Origin of the sequence: Erwinia rhapontici, assembly GCF_012271765.1 — a bacterium.
Lineage (GTDB): Bacteria > Pseudomonadota > Gammaproteobacteria > Enterobacterales > Enterobacteriaceae > Erwinia > Erwinia rhapontici.
In genome coordinates this window covers 362,374-382,148 of the sequence record NZ_VRKO01000016.1, presented here as the reverse complement: position 1 = coordinate 382,148, position 19,775 = coordinate 362,374, and the positions used below count along the sequence as shown (strand labels likewise).

Genomic DNA, 19,775 nt, shown 5'->3' with positions numbered 1-19,775 from the left:
AAGGGTGGAACGGATTCAGAAATCGATCAGCACGCTTTTATAGCGCTGGCAGGCCTCAAAAGCCTGACGGCCCAGATCCTTGCCGATGCCGGAGCCATGGAAGCCCCCGGTAGGAATAATGAAGTCGCCGGAGCGGCCATAACGGTTGATCCATACTGTCCCGGCAGCAATACCGCGCATCGCGCGCAGGGCGCGGTCGATATTTTTGGTATGCACCCCGGCGCACAGGCCGTAGGTCGGATGGGAGGCAAGTGCCAGGCCTTCGGCTTCGTCGTCGAAGATCTGCACCGTCAGTACCGGGCCAAAGATCTCTTCCTGTACCGCCGGGTTATCGTTGCCGCTGACGGCCAGCAGCGTGGGCTGCCAGAAGTAGCCTTCACCGGTATCCGCAAAGCGCTCGCCGCCGACCAGCACTTCAGCCCCCTGCTGACGAGCGCTGCTCACCACAGAGGCCACTTTTTCCGCCTGACGGCGGTCAATCATCGGCGCATAGCGGCTGGTGTCGTTCCAGGTCACACCAGCGCGGAAGCCCTGGCACAGCTCAATCAGTTTGCTAATCAGCGCATCGTGGATGCCGCGCTGGACAATCAGACGGGTGCCCGCCACGCAGGCCTGCCCACCGTTGGCGGTGAAGCCGCGCAGGATACGTCCGGCCACTTCATCAATATCCCCACAGTCGTCAAACACCAGCTGCGGGCTTTTGCCACCCAGTTCCAGCGTGACCGGTTTCATACCGTTAAACGCGGCATCGCTCATAATGCGTGCCCCGGTAGCGGTTGACCCGGTGAAGGAGACTTTACGCACCAGCGGATGGGCCACCAGCGAGCTGCCCGTCACCGCCCCGCCGCCCTGGATGATGTTCAGCACGCCCGCAGGCAGACCCGCCTGGATGGCCAGTTCGGCCATACGTACGGTTGAAAACGGGGTCAGCTCGGAAGGCTTCAGCACCACGGCATTTCCTGCTGCCAGCGCCGGGCCACATTTCCAGGAGGCCATCGACAGCGGGAAGTTCCACGGCGTAATCGCACCGATCACGCCGTAAGGTTCCGGCACCAGCATGCCCAGGCTGGCATCACGGGTCGGCAGCACATCGCCGCTGTATTTGTCGGCGCACTCGGCATAAAAGCGGATCGCTTCAGCAGTAAAGGGAATTTCGTGGTTCACCACGTCATGAATCGGGCGGGTGGAGCCGAGAGACTCTAACTGTGCCAGCAGCGAGTCAGCAGCAATCAGATCGGCCCAGCGCTTCAGTACCGCGCCGCGCTGGCGTGGCGGGCAGGATGCCCAGCCACTGTCGCGCACCGCACGATCAGCGTTGCTCACGGCGTCATCGACCAGCGCGGCATCGGCCTCAAACAGTTCTGCGGCACGTAAACCATCAGAAGGACGGTTTACGGTTAATGCCTCACCTTTACCGGTCAGATGCTGACCATTAATGAAGTGTCCTGCCGGTAACGCTATTTTGTCGGGATCGAAACTGAGCATGAATAGACCCTTAATGGAGACCAGAACTTTTTGGTCTTAGTTATTTCATTTGTATTAAGCAATGCAGAAAGTATGCCACTCACGCAAAAAAATAATAATGCGTAAAAGCGGGTGCAAAAAAATTTTCTGCCGTAATGAAGGGTATTTTTTTCCAGATAAACCGAGTGATTAAATAGATGATTTTCATCACAAAAAAGATGCACCACTGCGGTGAACTCGGTACTAAACTTGCACCAAATAAGAGCGGTGAATGTGTTAGTTTTCCGTTAAGTGCAGGTATTAAAGATAAAAAAAGGCCCGCACCTTTATGGGTCGCGGGCCGTTTTTTAAAGATTAACCTTAATCCTTACCCTAAATAATTCGAGCTGCAGGCAGGCGGCAAGAGAATGAATCCCCAGGCGCTTAGATAACTAAGTGACTGGGGTGAATGAATGCAGCCAACGCATCTGCGGCTTGAAGTATGACGGGTAAGTTACTGTAGGCTGCCGAAATGGAAGGCCTTAGATTCCAGATATTCTTCGATGCCGTAGCGTGACCCTTCGCGGCCAACACCCGATAATTTAATCCCACCAAACGGTGCCACTTCCAGCGAAACCGATCCGGTATTAAACCCAACCATGCCAAACTCCAGCGCCTCTCCTACGCGCCAGGCACGGCGAATATCTTCGGTGAAGAAATAAGCCCCCAGACCGAAGGGGGTGTCATTCGCCATCGCAATCGCTTCCTCTTCAGTATCGAAGATAAACAGCGGTGCGACCGGGCCAAAGGTCTCTTCATGGGCAATACGCATGGCGCTGGTGACGTCACCCAGTACCGTTGGCATCACAAACGTGCCGTTCCCGTTGCTGATGCCACCCGCCAGCAGTTCTGCACCGTGGCTGAGGGCATCTTCAATATGGCTGTTCACCTTAGTCACCGCAGCCTGGTTGATCAGCGGCCCGATGGTGCTGCCTTCTGTGAATCCGTCGGCGACTTTCAGTTTCGCCACCTCGGTCAGCAGACGCTCGGCAAAGCGCGGGTAGATATTGCGCTGCACCAGGATACGGTTGGCGCAGACGCAGGTCTGCCCGGCATTGCGGAATTTACTCATCATTACGCCGCTGATGGCGATATCCAGATCCGCATCATCAAAGACGATCAGCGGGGCATTGCCCCCCAGCTCCAGGCTCAGACGTTTAATGCTGTCGGCGCTCTGCTGCATCAGCAGCTGACCAATACGGGTTGAGCCGGTGAAGGAGATCTTACGTACCGTGCGGCTGCCTGTCAGGGTTTCACCGATGGCTTTCGGCAGCCCGGTGACAATCTGCAATACGCCTGCGGGAATACCTGCTCGCTGGGCCAGTTCCACCAGGGCAAGCGCCGAGAGCGGCGTCAGCTCTGAGGGTTTAACAATGATCGGGCAGCCTGCGGCCAGCGCCGGGGCCACTTTGCGGGTGATCATCGCAATCGGGAAATTCCACGGCGTAATCGCCGCCGCCACGCCAACAGGCTGCTTCAGCACGAGGATACGGCGGTCGTCGCTCGGTGCCGGGATGGTATCGCCGTAGATGCGGCGGGCTTCTTCAGCAAACCATTTAACAAACCCTGCACCGTACAGCACTTCCCCTTTGGCTTCTGCCAGCGGTTTACCCTGCTCGGCGGTCATGATAATCGCCAGGTCGTCGGCGTTGTCGAGGATCAGCTGGTGCCATTTTTCCAACAGCAGTGCGCGCTGCGCATTCGGTGTTTTTGCCCAGCTTTTGCGCGCCGCATCGGCAAAGGCAATCGCCTGTTCGGTTTCCTCAGCACCGAGCGACGGAATGGTACAGAGCACATCTCCGGTAGACGGGTTGATCACCGGCAGGGTTTCGCCATTAAATGCGTCCTGCCACTGTCCGTTGAAATAAGCCTGCTGGCGCAGCAGAGTGGCATCCTGTAAACGTTGTGCGAGCATAGCGTCTCCTTAATAAGTTCATTTCACTTTAGCGGAGGAGGCGCAGGCAATGCTGCGTTATCGTTTGGGCCGATGCGTGGTGGCGCGTGTTTTGCTGCGGGAAACGAAATTTTATGCCGTTGGGGTATTGGGGGCTGATTTTATGATCTTCCGTCACTGCTGATGCGCTCGGTTTTAAAACCTCAACGGCGTCCAGGTCTGATCCAGGAGGCGATCACTGAAGGATCCCCACAAAAATGAATGGCTGGCAGTCTGGCTTCAGGTCCGGGGCCAGTTTGAGCACGCCGGATCGGCAACGACCGCATCCCTGCGGGCCTCGGCACGCGACGTCCTGTCGCGTGACGTCCGGCTTACCTCAAACTGGCCCCATCCCCGCAGAACGTCTGCTCGCTGTAGGTTTTAAAACCACCACCACGTGACAATCTATGCGGATTGATTCGAATCAGAATATGCGGATTGATTCGAATCAGAATTTTTAGGTTTTGACCTGGATTTTGACGTTGAGGCGGCATTCAGCAGCGCTGAGGAAGCGCAGAGAACCAGGACGAACCGCCAGGACGGCGGTGAGAGGGAGAGCCGGCACAGGGATGTGCCGTCACGACCGGTGCGTCGGTGAACGACGCTTGCGAAGGCATCCACGCAGTGGACGCAGCGCCTGCCGCAAAGCCCGGGTCCCCAGGGTGGGGGCGACTGCCCACCCTGGGGCGCTCAGCCCGCGCAGCGGGAAAGCGAAACGCCCTTGACGTTGACCTGGCCGTTAAGCCCCTTACAGGACGACCGAAAAAGAGAGTCCGCCACTACGGATTAATCTCAGCATTATCGATTAATCAGCAACACGCTTAATTTTAGCGTTATCGCCACGCTGAATATATTCACTATCATCCGTCGTGTAACTGATATCGGTTTGGCTATAGTGCGATATCCATAACAGCCATTTTTTTTCGGCACAATTAGCGCCAGGCTTAAGACTATCAAAACAAATAAGGTCGTTGTCGCTGGCCCTGTGTTGCAGAAACTGAAAACCATCGCCTGCCTCACCAATCAATACCGACCAGTAGTATTTACCGCCAATAAATGGCACGTTATACTTTTCTATCAACAACGCTTTATTATCCAACCACCATGCAATCCGACCTTTATCCGTCATGGGGAAATGCTCCACAAAAAGGTAAATACGACTTCCTTCCCGTACGAAACTGACAATTTTCACTGGCCTGAGAAACAGGAACAACAGGAGAAAGAAAATGATAAGCAACGAGATCACTAAAACCGATTTTATTACTCGCTGATTTTTCCCCATTTTCTCTACTATGCCCATATCTGTTTCCTTCTGACAGGATGCACGAAAATGGCCCAACGACGAAAATCGTCATATCAGGCCAGTTATAATATCAACCGAATAGCTGCTTTCTGCTATCCAGACAAGACCGCTTTATTTCTTAACACGTCTAATTTCAGCATTAACGCCACACTGGATATATCTTTCGTCATCCGTATGGTAGCTGGTATCGGTTTCGTTATAGTGTGATATCCATAACAGCCATTTTTTCTCGATACAATTAGCAGCAGGTTTCAGGCTGTCAAAACAAATAAGGTCGTTGTCGCTGGCCCTGTTGCTCAGAAACTGAAACCCATCACCGGCTTCACCAATTAACACCTGCCACGGATATTTACCGCCGATAAAGGGCATGTTGTACTTTTCCTTTAACACGTCTTTATTCTCTTCCCACCATGCAATTCTCGCTTTAGCGGTACTTGGGAAGTTAGCCACAAAAAAATAACCCTCATTCCATTCGCGGACAGTACTGACAATTTTCACTGGCCTGAGAAAAAAATACAGTATGATAACAGTGGTGACCAAAATGACAGTAGCCGGCACGACTTTTTCAAAACGTTGCCGACTCGTCTTTATTTTTGAATTAATCATAGCGATTCCTGTTATTTCTTAACCGACCGACATAGCCTTGCTATCAGTCGGCTAACAAAGATAAATTTAATCAGCAACACGCTTAATTTCAGCATTCTCACCACGCTGAATATATTCACTATCATCCGTAGTGTATCTGGTGTCGACTTGATTGAAGTGCGATATCCATAGCAGCCATTTTTTTTCGACACAATTGGCGCCAGGCTTTAGACTGTCAAAACAGCGTAAATCATTGTCGCTGGCCCTGTGCTGCAGAAACTGAAACCCATCACCTACTTCGCTAACTAACACGGTCCACGGGTATTTACTGCCAATAAAGGGCAAGTTATATTTTTCTTTCAATAACTCTTTATTATCCAGCCACCATGCAATTCTCGCTTTATCAGTTATTGGAAAATTTTCCACAAATAGATAAATTCGGCTTCCCTCCCGTACAAAACTGATTATTTTCACGGGAACCAGAGAAATATATAAAAAATAAATAAAACCAAAAAAAATCAATACAAATAAAATTGTTTTTTTAAACGATCTTATCTCATTATTTTTATTTGACTTGGTCATATCGATTTCCCTTTACTGATATACTGGCATTCATTTCCGTAATGAATGGCTTAAATGAATACTTTTCATAATATTGCAGTAAAAACCAGATGCGAAAAATTCTAAACTGCCTGTAAACCGGGTTCAAAACATCTTTGGAATCCAGCCCAAAATGATCCTGGGCTCGATAGTGAATGGTAGCAGAATAGTTATCCCCTTTGATGACAAGTGATTTTAACGTAATCGTAGTTGCCCACACATCATGAACGCTGATCGTGAGTGAGTTGACTCGATCTACCCACTTATTGAATTTTGGAAGCACTGAGTCCAGAATATTTTCTGAAAACTTAGACTTGTTTTTACTATCGTAACGTCCTATCTCCCAGTTAATAGACTCAGATAATGTTTTCTTGATTTTCAGGAGAGAACTACCTCTTGATAAGTCGCTTACTATCTGCTCCTTATACGCACTATCTAACAAGTGGCTACTAAATACCTTGCCATTACCTGTCTGCATATGGGTAATTAACTTCTCGATCAGATCGCGATAAGGGCCAACAAATGAGAATATACGCGATAACTCGCGAAACTCATCAAATAAAATATCCGATCGTTCTTTCACTGAAAGCGGTTGTGATGCCCACTGATTAAAGAGAGTGAAACGCGATGCGGTAATCCTCTCACCCGTGTAAGGATTTACCCTTGCGGAAACGTCCCTTAGCTTGAAATCGGTTTTCAGACGAGATTCTGATACGTCGCCATAGCGCATATCATCGGCACTGTATTCATCCATGCGGTTCATCGTCTCAAACAGACGACAGGGAAGAGAAATGGCAGGCTGCTTAAACAGCGAGTTGGGATCAAACGATTGTTCTGACACAGAGCAACTCCTTTTGCTTTACCCCTTCATCATGTAGGGGAATAGAGAAGCGCCTAATATAGCCTGGTTTTTCCCTGAATTTTCATGCTGCACAATAAATCAGATTTTACACCAGTCGGAATTCTTACTGCCGTTGAGGATGGCGCAGGCCGTGCCCGTACAAGACAAGCTGGGCGATCAACACCATTCCGCCCGCCAGCCCGAACGTCAGTCGCATCCCGTGGGATGATGCGAGATGAGGAGCAAAATCACCGTACCGTGTGGCTGCGGCATATACCGCCGCCATCAAGGCCGCACCAGCAATAAACCCCAGGTTTCGGCCCAGATTCATCAACCCGGACACCAGACCGCGCCGTGCCGGGTCGGCCCCTTTCAGTAAGGCCGTATTATTCGCCGCCTGAAACAGCGCATAACCCGCCGTCAGCAGCATCAGGCCCGCCACATAACCCGCAATACCGGCGCCGGGCGGCAACAAAGCCAGTAACAGGCAGCCCCCCGCCACCGCGACTAAACCGATTAACGTCGTGGACTGCGCCCCAAGACGATCCACCAGACGCCCGGCAGGTACACCGCTGAAGGCGGCCACCAGCGGCCCCACCGCCATCACCAGCCCGGTCTGGCGCGGGGAAAGCTGCAATCCATGGCTCAGATAGAATGGCCCGACGACAAAGGTCGTCATCATCACCATGGCAACTGCCATACTCAGCAGCAGGCCGCGTACCAGCGCCGCCTGACGCAGCAGCGACAGCAGTGATCCACGGGGCATGGCGGCATCCGGCGCGCCAAAAGACGGCAGGAAATGCTGCACCATTCCCCATGCGATCAGCCCAAGCGGCAGGTTGATCACAAACAGCGCCTGCCAGCCGAAACCCGTAATCAGCAGGCCACCCAGCGCAGGCCCCAGCGCCGTGCCGATGGCAGAGACGGTCCCCAGCAGCCCCATTGCCCGCCCGGTGCGTTCAGCGGGCAACACCTGGATCGCCAGCGCCAGCGTATTCGCCATCATCATCGCGCCGCCCAGGCCTTGCAGAATGCGGGCAGCAATCAGCCAGCCGATATGCGTTGCCAACCCACAGCTCAGCGATGCCACACTGAACAGCAGCACGCCGTAGCCCAGCAGCCGCTGGCGACCAAAACGATCGCCCAGCCACCCCATCGCCAGCACGGAAGCCGTCACCGCCAGCAGATACGCCAGCACCACCCACTGTATTTGTGAAAAAGAGGCAGCAAACGCCACAGCCAGCGTCGGCAGGCCGACATTGGCAATACTGCTGCCCATTGAGGAGATCAACATACTGAAGGCCAACGCATAAAGCGGGCCGGAGGAAGAACGGGGAAGAGATGAGGTCATGGCTTAAGCTCGCGGATAGAATGTACCCGGAGCTTAGGCCGTCAGCCGATAAGGCGGAAGACGCAGGGGTGTCAGTATATAGCTGCACCCAACGCCATGTCAGAATCAGATCTGGAAGTCGATCACCGGTTCTTCTTCGTTCAGCGACAATGCCTGGCGTTTGATCTCTTCCAGCGACAGGTTCGCATTACAGAGCTCCAGGAACTGCCAGACAAAATTACGCTGCAACTGCCCGCGTTTCAGCCCCAGCCAGACGGTATTAGACTCGAACAAATGGCGCGCTTCGAGCCGCGTCAACGGCGAATGCTCATCCAGCTGGCAGGCCTGATCAGCCAGCACACCCACACCGAGGCCCAGCTCAACGTAGGTTTTCACCACGTCCGAGTCCTGCGCACTCAGTACGATATCCGGCTTCAGACTGGCGGCGTGGAACGCACGGTCAACTTTCGAACGCCCGGTGATCCCCTGTCGATAGGTAATCAGCGGATAACGGCTCAGCGCCGCCAGCGTCAGCGGTTGCTGCTGCTCCAGCTCGTGCCCTTTCGGCACCAGCAGCGCATGGTGCCAGCTGAACCACGGGAAGGCAGCCAGCGCCGGATTGTTAACCACCTGCTCACTGGCGATGCCGATATCGGCCTCGCCCGCCACCAGCATGGAGACAATCTCCTGGGGGGATCCCTGATTCAGCTCCAGACGCACATTCGGATAGAGCGAACGGAACGCTTTAATCACTTTCGGCAGGCTGTAGCGCGCCTGAGTATGGGTGGTGGCTATCGTCAGCACGCCGCTGGATTCGTTGGTGAACACATCGGCCAGGCGACGCACTTTACCCGCTTCATCAAGAATACGTTCTGCAATGGTCAGCAGCGCTTTGCCCGGTTCGGTCATCCCCAGCAGGCGTTTACCCCGGCGGATAAAAATCTCGACCCCAAGTTCATCTTCCAAATCCCGTATATGGCGGCTGACCCCAGACTGGGAGGTAAACAGCGCATTCGCCACTTCGGTAAGATTAAACTCGCAGCGTGCTGCTTCCTTAATGATTTTAAGTTGCTGAAAATTCACGCGCGCTCCTCCCTCTGTTATCTGTTGGTTTCCTTCATGTTAAGGACGCACATTGATAGCAACAAATAATAAAAAGAGGTTTTATATGCTTTTTAGCGATAAGGGAGGCGAAGCGGCAGGAAGTGAGGCGCGCGATGGCGCGCCCGGCACAAAGGCATTTAACTGACCAGCATCAGTTCGCGATCTTCTGTCACTGGATTATTCAGCAGCGACAATAGAATGTTTTTGACCGCCTGCGCAGACGGTGACATGGGCAGCGTGGCAGAGACATTTAATGACAGCGGCAGGTTCAGCGCAGGGCTGGTGATGCGCGCCATCCAGGCATTGGTTGAACTCACCAGCGCACGCGCAGCAGACTCTGGCAGCACGGTCGCCCCCATGCCGCTGGAGACGGCGGCGGTCAGCGTAGCGATAGATTCAATTTCACCGATGATGCGTGCGCTGAGGCGACGCAGAGAGAATGCTTCGTCCACACGTTTACGTACGGCGCTGTAATCACGCGGCAGGAACAGATTCATCTCTGCCACATCGGTCAGGTCGATTGTCTGCCCCGGACAGGCGCTGGCACCCACCAGATACAGTTCTTCTTTCATCAGGGGAATGCTGGTGATGCCCGCGGCCGGTGAACGGTCATACAACACCGCCATATCCAGTTGACCACTCATCACTTTTTCGTTTAATGACGCGCCGCTGTTCTCATGCAGATACACCAGCACATCCGGAAATTGTTCGCGCACGGTTTGCAGCAAAGGCATGGTCAGCGAAGAGGCGGCGGTCCCCGGCGCCAGGCCGATGGAAACCTGCCCTGCCAGTGCCTGCCCGGCGTTGATCACCGCCGTCTGCGCCTGTTCACACTGACGCAGGATAGTGCGGGCGTGGGCATAGAGGATCTTACCCGCGTCGGTCGGCGTAACGCCGCGTTTGGTGCGGATCAGCAACTGCTGGTCAAGTTCGTTTTCCAGTGTTGCCACCTGCTGGCTGAGAGCTGGCTGTGCAATATGCAGGACTTCTGCCGCCTGAGTCAGGCTGCCGATGTCGACGATTTTTACGAAATACTTCAGTCGTCTTAAGTTCATTTTGCCTCCGTCACGGTTCCCCGAGTGCCAGTAATGCTGGCGTCTGTAATAAGTTTTCATTCTGACCCGAGGGTAATTGCAAGGGGCGTGCCAGAATTTTCCTAATGGTGACAAGGCGTCCGGGATATGGGCTAACAGGCGGTAAAATAAGAGAATCTGATTACGGGTACTGGGATGATGCGTACGCAGGAGGTCTGGCAGGTCAGATCCCTTTGCCGGGTTGCACGCGGATGGTGCAGGAAATGCGTTGAGGATGTGCAGGGGTTAATGGAAAAGGCGGACCTGAATTCTGGCCCGCCCGGTCCCACCCGAATTAACGCTTACTGCGGTTGCGATACATATCAATCGATACCGCGGCAACAATAATCATCCCTTTGATGATGTCCTGAATGTAGGCATCAACACCCACGAAGGTGAAGCCGCTCTTGATCAGGCCGAGGATCACCGCACCAATCAGCGTGCCGGTAATACGCCCTACCCCACCCATCAGGCTGGAACCGCCGATCACCGCCGCGGCAATGGCATCCAGCTCGTAGCCCAGGCCCATACTTGACTGGCCGCTACTCACACGCGCCGCCAGCACCACACCCGCCAGGCCAGACAGACCGCCTGCGATGGTGTAAACGATGATCAGGTATTTATTAACGTTGATACCGGAGACTTTCGCCGACACCATGTTGCCGCCGATGGCGTAAACATACTTACCGTAGCGGGTATGTTTCAGCGCGATATGGAAGATCACCGCCACCACCAGGAAGATAATCACCGGCATTGCACCCTGACCAATCGACGTAAAGCCATCGGACAGGAAGCTGATGGGGTTACCCTGAGTGTAATACTGTGCCAGACCACGCGCCGATACCATCATCCCCAGCGTGGCGATAAACGGCGGAATACCGGTCTTCGTGATCAGCACGCCGTTGACGATACCGCACAGCAAACCGACCCCGATCCCGGCGCTAATCGGCAGCGCGGCGGGCATATCCACCAGCGAGGGGAACATCGGTGACAGGCTTTCAGAGGTTTGCGCCAGACTGGCGGCAACCACCGCCGTCAATGCAATCACCGAACCGGACGACAGGTCAATCCCCGTGGTAATAATGACCTGAGTCACCCCGACCGCAATAATACCGATAATCGCGACCTGAAGAACAATCAGCACCAGGCGGTTCGGGTTCATCAGGAATGACTGATCGCGAACATACCAGCCGAAGGCCTCAAATATCAGCGCGATGCCGACCATCACCACAAAAATACCGGTATCTTTCGGCAGTTTGCCTTTCAGATTACTAAAGAACGACGGTGTCTCAGCTGACTGTTGCGTTGTCATTTTCACATCACTCATGTTTGTTTACCTCACGCCCTTACTCGGACGCCAACGACAATATGGTTTCCTGGTCGGCTTCTTCTTTATTGAGGATGCCGGTAATACGTCCTCCGTGCATCACCATCACGCGGTCACTCATGCCAATAATTTCCGGCAGTTCAGAGGACACCATGATGATGGCAACGCCACGGCTCGCCAGTTCGCTGATCAAACGGTAGATTTCCGCTTTTGCGCCGACGTCGATACCACGGGTAGGTTCGTCAAGAATCAGGATTTTCGGTTGTGCCAGCAGCCAGCGGGCAATCAATACCTTTTGCTGATTACCGCCACTGAGGTTGTTTATGATCTGGTCCATGGTTGGCGTCTTGATATTCAGACGTTTGATCTGTTCCAGACAGTCTTTCGCCATGTTGGCATGATTGACGAAGCCGCCTTTGGCGCTGTAGTCAGTCATTTTGACGATACTCATGTTTTCCATTACCGACAGCACCAGGAACAGGCCTGACTTTTTACGGTCTTCGGTCAGGAACGCCAGTCCTTTATCAATCGCACTGGCCGGTGAATCAATTTTGGTCGGCACACCATCAATCAGGATCTCTCCACTGTCTATTGATGTCATACCAAACAGACTTTCCATTACTTCACTGCGTCCGGCACCCACCAGACCCGCCACCCCAAGGATCTCCCCGCGACGTACGCTAAAGCTCACATCGTGGAACACATCCTTACGCGTCAGGCTGCGTACCGTCAGAACATCTTCGCCAATATTGCTGTCTGTTTTTGGGAACAACTGGGTCAGTTCACGCCCCACCATCTGGGTGATCAGCGACTGTCGCGTATAGCTCGATGTCTCATTGCTCGCCACCCAGGTGCCGTCACGGAATACGCTGACTTCATCGGTAATCGCAAAGATCTCATCCATTTTATGGCTGATATAGATGATGGCTTTGCCCTGCTCACGCAGGTCGCGAATGATGGTGAACAGATGCGCCACTTCGGTTTCCGTCAGGGCTGAGGTCGGTTCATCCATAATCACGATGTCTGAGTTCCAGGAAACCGCTTTGGCGATCTCCACCATCTGCTGGGAGGCGATACTGAGATCGCCCACCATCTGATCGGGACGCAGACGAATATTCAGCTTAACCAGCAGATCTTTGGTTAAACGGTTGAGCTTACCGTGGTCAACGAAGCCGAATTTCATCGGCTCGCGACCCAGCCAGATATTTTCGGCGACCGTCATATGCGGTACCAGATTAAGCTCCTGGTGAATCATGGAAATTCCCGAACGCAGTGCATCCAGCGTGTCGGTAAACTGCACAGGTTGCCCTTTAATACGAATCTGCCCCTCATCGGGACGATAAATCCCGATGAGGCACTTCATTAAAGTGGATTTACCTGCGCCATTCTCACCCATCAGAGCATGCACCGTTCCCGGCTTGATACGGAATGAGACGTTGCTTAACGCCTTCACACCCGGGAAGAATTTGCTGATGCCTTCGGCTTCAAGCGCATATGCGGTCATTTAACTACCTCCGTACTACAAGTTCAGCGAAAGTTATTTCAGGTTTTTACTCGTAAAGTCTGTGTAGTTATCTTTTGTAATCAACTGATAAGGGATAAACACATTTTTCTGAACTTGTTCGCCTTTAGCCAGTTTTACGGCCGTTTGTACAGCACCCGCACCCTGGCCTTTCGCATCCTGGAATACGGTAGCAACCATTTTTCCGTTTTTGATCATCTGCAGGGCATCGGGTGTACCATCAACGCCCGCGATCAGGATTTTCTTCTCGTTTTTACCTAACGCCTGCAATGCTCCGATAGCCATTTCATCGTTGTTTGAGGCGATGGCCTGGATGTCATCACCCGCTGTCAGCCAGTTACTCACCACATCTACCGCATCATTACGGGTAAATTTCGCCGTCTGCTTCTGAACGACTTTCAGACCCGGATATTTTGCGACAACCGCTTCAACACCTTTGGTACGGTCACGTGTAGCTTCGTTGGCCAGGTCACCCAGAAGAATGGCGACGTTGCCTTTATAATCCAGACGCTTTGCCAGCGCTTCCATCTGCAGACGACCCGCCAGCTCGGAGTCAGAACCTACATAGGCCATTTTGCCCGTCAGTTCAGTTGCGGGTTTACGGTTAACAAACACCAGTGGAATACCGGCTTTAGAGGTCAGGTCAACAATCGGTTTCACCGCATTGGTATCCACCGGGTTAATGATGATCGCGTCAACGCCCTGACCGATAAAGTTTTGCACCTGTTGCAACTGCTGGGCGACGTCACCTTTGGCGTCTTCAATCTGGCCTTTCACGCCTTCCGTTTTCATTTCATTAGTGATTGAGTTACGGACAATCGTTAAAAAGTTGTCATCAAACAATGCCATAGAGACGCCAACCTGCAGGTCTTTGGCAAAGCTGGTAACAGGTAACATGCAGACTAACAGTGACGCTAAAATTGTTTTTTTCACGTTCATGTCCAGGCCCTTATTATCGTTAGCTTGCGAAGGTGACGGATTCTGCGAATGAAAAATTTCTTTTACATTCACACACCCTCACCGACGGCTTTATTAAAGTGTAGGGGGTGACTATCTCGGGTAAAACTATCTTTCTTATTACTGTGTATCGGGACCTACTTTTACTCTTTACAACAACACGTTATGTACAACCCACTGTTTCTTTTTCTTTCATCCCCGTCTACGTTACCGCAGAGCAGTTTTTTTGTTTCATAATAACGCTAATTGAAACTTTCACTATGAAAGCATCGAAACGCATGTTTTAAAATCAGCAAATAACAAAAATTTGACACACCTCTAACATCGGCCAGCTAAACGCTACAAAGTGAGATCTGGCGCAGAGATTGAAGATTGTCCAATCAAGATAAAAAACCCTCACACTGCTGCTTTTGCCAGCAAACGCACCGACAGAGTGGAATAGGCCTTTGACATTTCCCGGACACGCCGTTAACATGCGCCCCGTTCACACGATTCCTCTGTAGTTCAGTCGGTAGAACGGCGGACTGTTAATCCGTATGTCACTGGTTCGAGTCCAGTCAGAGGAGCCAAATTAGAAAAGCCCGCTCAGGGAAACCTGAGCGGGCTTTTTGCTGTTTGTGTGATTGGTGAATCGCTAACAGGCTCAGATTTTATCCATCAAATAACGATGCGCTTTGGATGCCGTGCCATTTACTCTTGCGGGACGGGTTGTATTGGGAAACGATTAACCGGAAGTTGATTCGGAACGGAAGACACGCAGGAGAAAACATCTGACCGGCATAACCGGGCGTAGCGCACCTTGGTTCGCGGCGGTGAAATGGGTTAAGGCTGGCGTTAAGAACCTGAATCCAACGGTGTCAGTTCAGACCTGATATAGCAGTGTTCTGAGGTAGAGCACACTCAAATCAGACTTTCTGCTTTGAGCGAGGAGCGGAAGTTATGTCTGAAATAATAGCCCTCGAATTGAAGAGGACTTAAAGGAATAAGATAAAATTTACATGGCCGTAACCCAGTTAATCCCGAAATCCGGCCATGTAAGAACTTTCCAGGTTCTGAAGTGAATCAATGGCAAGTTGATTCTAATTGTCATATTACGGTTAGGCCGTATTTAACGAATGTTGAACCAACCAGTTGTACCCTCAATGACACGCCACAGTTTCTGGGGTATAGCAAGTTGCTCTACGTCTGATGCAGCAATATTGAGAGCAATTTTTCCTTCAGCTTTGCCATCTACGAATTTAACCCAGTCTGGGTTCATAACCATACCCTGACCTACTGCCGTCAAAGATACCCCTGCTTTAACAGCATCCTCGGCTTGCTCTGGTGTTCGTAACTGCCCGGCAACAATCAGAGGTATACGTCCAGCAAGGTGGTCGCGCACGATTTCGATGACTTTGGGACCATTCGGTGCATCAACGGGTCTGGCTTCAAGTGCATTACCGAGTGATACATGAAGATAATCAATACCCTCATCGACCAGTCGGTCAACCAGCTGAAGCGACTCATCAATGCGCAACCCATCTTCATAATGCTCGTCCAGGGAAATGCGGTATCCCATCAGGAAGGGATTGGCTGCATGCTCAGCAATCGTATTACGCACACTTTCAATGACGCTGAGTGGGAAACGCATACGCTTTTCAAGTGAACCGCCCCATTGATCATCTCTTCGGTTGGAATGAGGTGAGAAAAAGTTCTGAAGTAAAAAGCCATGAGCACCATGTAACTCAACACCATCAAATCCTGCTTCTATTGCACGGTGAGTTGCTTCACCGAAAGCCTGAATAACCATTTCGATTTCAGCGAATGTCAGTTCGCGAGGAGTAACTGAAGGTGCGAAAGGACCGGCGTCACCGGTAATAGCGCTTGCAGCTACAATATCCGAAACCAGTTCAGGGCTGGTTTTCACACCTGCATGGAATATTTGTAAGATTGCCGGTGCTCCACCGCTTTTTGCAGCAGTAGCAAGGCGCTTTAAACCGGGAATAAATTTGTCGTCATACGCAGCAAACTCTCCCGTAAACCCAATGCCGTTTTCCTGAACATGTGTACAACCAGTAATGACCAGCCCGATGTCCTGAACGCGTCGACGATAATATGCTTCTTCCTCATGAGACACCGTGCCGTCATCATTACCCGCCCAGGTCGTCATCGGGGCCATCACAATACGGTTGCGCAGCGTCACACCTTTACCCAGTGGAAATCTTTCAAGAAGTGGAGTTTGTTTCATGGATAGTTATACCTGTACGAGATTATTTTTGAAGAAAGGAGTCAGCTGACTCGCTGCAACTGTTGCCCCCTGACCATCATAGAGACCCATGTGCGTCGCACCTGGGATGATATGCAGCGTTTTTTGAACAGAAGCAGCAGTTTTGTGTAATTCCTGGCTGTGCCAGAGCGAGCCAGCTTTGCTACCGGCTACAATCAGAAGTGGCTGTGTTAAATAGACATCCGCCCCTTCAAACCCGGTGAAAGATGCCAGCGTACTGATACTTGTCATCAGCATTTGATTGGTGGAAGTCGGATATTTTCCGCGTTCGGTTAGATAGTAGTCCGCAGCTTCCTGAAGATCTTTTGGGGCACTGGTATCACCCAATTGGGGCACATAGTTGACATAAACCGGTGCGCCGCCTGCTGCTTCGATTGTGCGCTGTTTAGCAACCGCATCCAGAGTTGGAATGAGTTCAGATTCTGATGTTGTTCCCTCCCAACCTTTACGGGTCGCCGCCCCAACATCTACGGCACTGACTGTTGCCAGCGCTTTGATTCGGCGTTCCGTCATCGATGCTTTAACCGTGATACCACTGCCTGCACAAACGCCTAATGCGCCGATACGATTATTATCGACATAAGGAAGAGTGGTCAGGTAATCGACTGCGCTATAGAAATCGACGACTCGCTTCATGGGATCATCAATAAAACGTGGTAATCCGCCACTAGCCCCCTGATGGGAGGCATCAAACGCCAGGGTGATAAATCCTTCTTTAGCCAGTTTGAGGGCATAAAGGCCCGCAGTCTGTTCCTTAACACCACCGCCTGGGTGGACAACGACAATTGCAGCGTATTGACGGTTTTCGCTGAAGTCCGGGGGAACATAGACGTTTCCGGACATCATTATTTCATTGTTCCGGAACAGGACACTGCTGACTGTGACGCCATCTACGTGTGCCGTGGTGCCAGATGTACGAGGTGTTGGTGAGAGCAGGGCTGAAGCATGACCCGCCATCAATAATCCTGCTGAAGCCACTGAACTCGTCAGGATAAAATTTCGGCGGCTTAACCCGCCTGCTTTTTTACTCATTGCAAGACTCCTTCATTTACATGATGACGGCCCTGGCCGCTGAAAGAACACAGATTGTTTCAGCAGCCATCTTAATCTCTTTAGTATTGAGAAATTAGAGGCTTAATTTCGCATGGGCTTAGAAGGAGGTTTTATTAATAGGGTTATAAGAAACTGAGTTCGATATAGACCAGTACAAACAGCGCTCAAAGGTTATGGGGCGCGGAGTGCTTCGAGCACAAGTGCAAATGCCGGAGAATGTTGCAGACGGCTGGGGTAGTAAAGATGATAGGGGGGACGCGGTGGACACCAGTCTGTCAGCACCTGGACTAACATCCCGTTTTCAAGATAAGCCTCGACGGTATCTAGCGGCAGATAAGCAAGTCCCAGTCCATCAAGGGCGGCCTGCCTCATCATATTTATGGTGCTGAAAGTCGCTCGTCCATCAATACGGACCTTAATTTCAGTCTCATCCTTGCGAAACTCCCAGGTATAGAATCCGCCATGAGTGGGCAGGCGTAATCTGATACAGCTATGATCGTTTAAATCACGAGGCGTGACCGGATATGTCTTCCCCATGAAATAAGAGGGTGCTCCGACCACTGCAAAACGGAAGTCTCTGGCAAGCGGCAGGGAAATCATATCCATATCGACCTGTTCGCCCAACCGAACTCCAGCATCATAACGTTCAGCGACGATATCCTTGAGTCCGTACTCGCTGATAATTTCAATGTTGATATCGGGATATTCAAGCATCACCGGGGCGAGCTTAGGCCAGAGTATTGTATCGGCTGCGTGTTCAACGGAAGTAATGCGCACAGTACCAGCGGGTTTTTCTCTCAATCCACTGAGCGCGGCGATCTCACTTTCAATTTCGTCAAAGTGTGGTCCTATACGGGAAAGTAGCCGTTCGCCAGCCTCTGTCACAGAAACGCTACGTGTGGTACGTGTAAGAAGACGAAGACCAAGATCTGCTTCAAGAGTCCTTACGGTGTAGCTCAGCGCCGACTGTGAGACACCTAATTGAGCGGCCGCTTTTGTGAAGCTTTTTTCTCGGGCTACTGCGATAAAGGCTTGATAATCGTTAATATTTTTACGGCGCATTTATTGACCAGGTTCTTTTGGATTAATATTTCTTACTTATAAAATAATTCCTGGCGTGGAGGTTTGTCTATTGGTAACGATCCAACATTCCTCATCCACGGCAAGTATCCATTAGCACTCACTAATGCTCAATAGAACCAAGGCTTACCAACTTCCGCTTCTGGCACAGGGCGGACATCCCATCTTCTTACGGGCTAGAGGGCCAATCGTGCGAAAAACACGTCTACGTTTGCTGAAATTGCCATGATGACCGGTACGCTGCGTATTCCTGAATCAAAGCTGGCATGCAAAAGATAAGCACAATCAGCGCTCTTTATCTTTCTCCATCAATATATTTAAAAATGAGCGTACCTTTGTCGGGCGAAATCGAGATGCGGGAAAAACTGCATGAATCTCACCTGAAGGTAGTTCCCATTCTGGGAGCACCTGAATTAAGCGGCCAGAAATAAGATCATCACTGACAACGTAATCCGGCAACACAGAGATGCCTGCACCTTCTCTCACCGCTTCACGGACCGCCAGTGTGTTATTAATGAATATCGAGGGCTGAACGTTGATACTTTGTTGATCCGATCCATTCAGCGTGAAATGCCACTGAGAAGGTTCACGCAGAGCTGTATTGGCTATAAAAGGCAGTGGTTTGATATCTTGTGGTTTATTAATTTTTTCTACCTGCGGCTGCATATTGCGCGGGGCTATCAGCAACTGCCGGAAGTGCCCGATTTTCCTTGCCTGCAAATGTGAGTCATCTAACCAGCCCACACGGATGGCTATTTCTATATCTTTGTCCACGATATCAAACTTGTTATCACTTATCACGGCATCAACTTTGCAGTCTGGATAGCGCTGACTGAATGCAGTGATAGCTGGAACGACGACGCTGATCCCATAGTCAAAAGGCGCTGTCAGCCTCAATGTCCCAGAGGGCTCAGCCACCAGTGCGTCTAACTCTGCAAAGGCTTCCTCTGTTTCACGTAGAATAGACGCACAGTGCTCATAAAAGACTTTTCCCGCATCCGTTAAGCGAATGGTACGAGTAGTACGGATAAGAAGAGTGGTGTTCAACTCCTCTTCAAGACGCGCGACCTGATGACTGACTACCGCTTTAGTTATACCCAAACGCTCGGCAGCTGCAGTAAATGAGCCAGCTTCAACCACGGAGACAAAATAGGCAAGGCGTCTGATATTTCCCAGTTTTCTCACTATCGCATTCCAATTGTATGTTTTTAGATGACAAGCTGTTTACCATGGATGTATTTAATATCCAATAAAAGTTTTCTATGATGAGCTACTTTTAAAAATAGGGGGCACCTGTG

Annotated in this window: 16 protein-coding genes and 1 tRNA gene; 1 reads left to right on the top strand and 16 read right to left on the bottom strand. The window is 51.4% G+C overall.

Annotated elements, in window-relative coordinates; translation table 11 throughout:
* Positions 1-15: 15 nt before the first annotated feature.
* From FVB43_RS18610 to FVB43_RS18555, 12 genes are all read right to left on the bottom strand, one after another.
* Entirely contained in the window at positions 16-1,485 is a 1,470-nt protein-coding gene (locus tag FVB43_RS18610) for an aldehyde dehydrogenase family protein (RefSeq protein ID WP_167864492.1), read from the bottom strand.
* 472 nt (positions 1,486-1,957) lie between these two features.
* Positions 1,958-3,418, bottom strand: coding sequence for an NAD-dependent succinate-semialdehyde dehydrogenase (locus FVB43_RS18605; protein WP_167864491.1), 1,461 nt, complete (start codon positions 3,416-3,418; stop codon positions 1,958-1,960).
* A gap of 823 nt (positions 3,419-4,241) precedes the next feature.
* Entirely contained in the window at positions 4,242-4,736 is a 495-nt protein-coding gene (locus tag FVB43_RS18600; protein WP_167864490.1) for a DUF943 family protein, read from the bottom strand.
* 114 nt (positions 4,737-4,850) lie between these two features.
* Complete coding sequence (locus FVB43_RS18595) at positions 4,851-5,345, bottom strand: DUF943 family protein (RefSeq protein ID WP_167864489.1); 495 nt, start codon at positions 5,343-5,345, stop codon at positions 4,851-4,853.
* A gap of 66 nt (positions 5,346-5,411) precedes the next feature.
* Complete coding sequence (locus tag FVB43_RS18590) at positions 5,412-5,906, bottom strand: DUF943 family protein (RefSeq protein ID WP_159337297.1); 495 nt, start codon at positions 5,904-5,906, stop codon at positions 5,412-5,414.
* On the bottom strand, positions 5,890-6,765 hold the full coding sequence (locus FVB43_RS18585) for a DUF3289 family protein (protein ID WP_242462168.1): 876 nt from the start codon (positions 6,763-6,765) through the stop codon (positions 5,890-5,892). The genes FVB43_RS18590 and FVB43_RS18585 overlap by 17 nt, the downstream gene beginning before the upstream one ends.
* A gap of 124 nt (positions 6,766-6,889) precedes the next feature.
* Positions 6,890-8,116: an MFS transporter gene (locus tag FVB43_RS18580; protein WP_167864488.1), complete on the bottom strand. Its 1,227-nt coding sequence runs from the start codon at positions 8,114-8,116 to the stop codon at positions 6,890-6,892.
* 105 nt (positions 8,117-8,221) lie between these two features.
* Positions 8,222-9,178, bottom strand: coding sequence for an HTH-type transcriptional regulator Cbl (cbl, locus tag FVB43_RS18575; RefSeq protein ID WP_133843238.1), 957 nt, complete (start codon positions 9,176-9,178; stop codon positions 8,222-8,224).
* 158 nt (positions 9,179-9,336) lie between these two features.
* The gene (gene nac / locus FVB43_RS18570) at positions 9,337-10,254 is read right to left on the bottom strand and encodes a nitrogen assimilation transcriptional regulator NAC (protein WP_133843236.1); all 918 of its coding nucleotides are present in this window, start codon (positions 10,252-10,254) and stop codon (positions 9,337-9,339) included.
* A 313-nt stretch (positions 10,255-10,567) separates the two neighbouring features.
* Positions 10,568-11,599, bottom strand: a complete 1,032-nt coding sequence (locus FVB43_RS18565; RefSeq protein WP_167864487.1) for an ABC transporter permease — start codon at positions 11,597-11,599, stop codon at positions 10,568-10,570.
* A 19-nt stretch (positions 11,600-11,618) separates the two neighbouring features.
* On the bottom strand, positions 11,619-13,103 hold the full coding sequence (locus FVB43_RS18560; protein WP_133843232.1) for a sugar ABC transporter ATP-binding protein: 1,485 nt from the start codon (positions 13,101-13,103) through the stop codon (positions 11,619-11,621).
* 33 nt (positions 13,104-13,136) lie between these two features.
* Positions 13,137-14,060 (bottom strand): sugar ABC transporter substrate-binding protein, encoded by a 924-nt coding sequence (locus tag FVB43_RS18555; protein ID WP_133843230.1) that lies wholly within the window; start codon positions 14,058-14,060, stop codon positions 13,137-13,139.
* A 511-nt stretch (positions 14,061-14,571) separates the two neighbouring features.
* Here FVB43_RS18555 and FVB43_RS18550 point away from each other — a divergent pair.
* A tRNA-Asn gene (locus tag FVB43_RS18550) sits at positions 14,572-14,647 on the top strand.
* A gap of 539 nt (positions 14,648-15,186) precedes the next feature.
* On the opposite strand, the gene FVB43_RS18545 is transcribed toward FVB43_RS18550, so the two are convergent.
* The 4 genes from FVB43_RS18545 to FVB43_RS18530 all read right to left on the bottom strand — a co-directional run bounded on the left by FVB43_RS18545 (position 15,187) and on the right by FVB43_RS18530 (position 19,662).
* A complete protein-coding gene (locus FVB43_RS18545; protein WP_167864486.1) occupies positions 15,187-16,305 on the bottom strand; it encodes an NADH-dependent flavin oxidoreductase in 1,119 nt (372 codons plus the stop codon).
* Positions 16,306-16,311: 6 nt separating this feature from the next.
* The gene (locus FVB43_RS18540) at positions 16,312-17,376 is read right to left on the bottom strand and encodes an alpha/beta hydrolase (protein ID WP_242462167.1); all 1,065 of its coding nucleotides are present in this window, start codon (positions 17,374-17,376) and stop codon (positions 16,312-16,314) included.
* A gap of 192 nt (positions 17,377-17,568) precedes the next feature.
* Positions 17,569-18,459, bottom strand: a complete 891-nt coding sequence (locus FVB43_RS18535) for a LysR family transcriptional regulator (RefSeq protein WP_167864485.1) — start codon at positions 18,457-18,459, stop codon at positions 17,569-17,571.
* A gap of 303 nt (positions 18,460-18,762) precedes the next feature.
* Positions 18,763-19,662 (bottom strand): LysR family transcriptional regulator, encoded by a 900-nt coding sequence (locus FVB43_RS18530; RefSeq protein ID WP_197931305.1) that lies wholly within the window; start codon positions 19,660-19,662, stop codon positions 18,763-18,765.
* Between the last annotated feature and the right edge of the window lie 113 nt (positions 19,663-19,775).

Bases quoted from the DNA above. Each gene is read 5' to 3' on its own strand.
- FVB43_RS18610 (WP_167864492.1), bottom strand. From the start codon at position 1,485: ATGCTCAGTTTCGATCCCGACAAAATAGCGTTACCGGCAGGACACTTC.
- FVB43_RS18605 (WP_167864491.1), bottom strand. From the start codon at position 3,418: ATGCTCGCACAACGTTTACAGGATGCCACTCTGCTGCGCCAGCAGGCT.
- FVB43_RS18600 (WP_167864490.1), bottom strand. From the start codon at position 4,736: ATGGGCATAGTAGAGAAAATGGGGAAAAATCAGCGAGTAATAAAATCG.
- FVB43_RS18595 (WP_167864489.1), bottom strand. From the start codon at position 5,345: ATGATTAATTCAAAAATAAAGACGAGTCGGCAACGTTTTGAAAAAGTC.
- FVB43_RS18590 (WP_159337297.1), bottom strand. From the start codon at position 5,906: ATGACCAAGTCAAATAAAAATAATGAGATAAGATCGTTTAAAAAAACA.
- FVB43_RS18580 (WP_167864488.1), bottom strand. From the start codon at position 8,116: ATGACCTCATCTCTTCCCCGTTCTTCCTCCGGCCCGCTTTATGCGTTG.
- nac (WP_133843236.1), bottom strand. From the start codon at position 10,254: ATGAACTTAAGACGACTGAAGTATTTCGTAAAAATCGTCGACATCGGC.
- FVB43_RS18565 (WP_167864487.1), bottom strand. From the start codon at position 11,599: ATGAGTGATGTGAAAATGACAACGCAACAGTCAGCTGAGACACCGTCG.
- FVB43_RS18560 (WP_133843232.1), bottom strand. From the start codon at position 13,103: ATGACCGCATATGCGCTTGAAGCCGAAGGCATCAGCAAATTCTTCCCG.
- FVB43_RS18555 (WP_133843230.1), bottom strand. From the start codon at position 14,060: ATGAACGTGAAAAAAACAATTTTAGCGTCACTGTTAGTCTGCATGTTA.
- FVB43_RS18545 (WP_167864486.1), bottom strand. From the start codon at position 16,305: ATGAAACAAACTCCACTTCTTGAAAGATTTCCACTGGGTAAAGGTGTG.
- FVB43_RS18540 (WP_242462167.1), bottom strand. From the start codon at position 17,376: ATGAGTAAAAAAGCAGGCGGGTTAAGCCGCCGAAATTTTATCCTGACG.
- FVB43_RS18535 (WP_167864485.1), bottom strand. From the start codon at position 18,459: ATGCGCCGTAAAAATATTAACGATTATCAAGCCTTTATCGCAGTAGCC.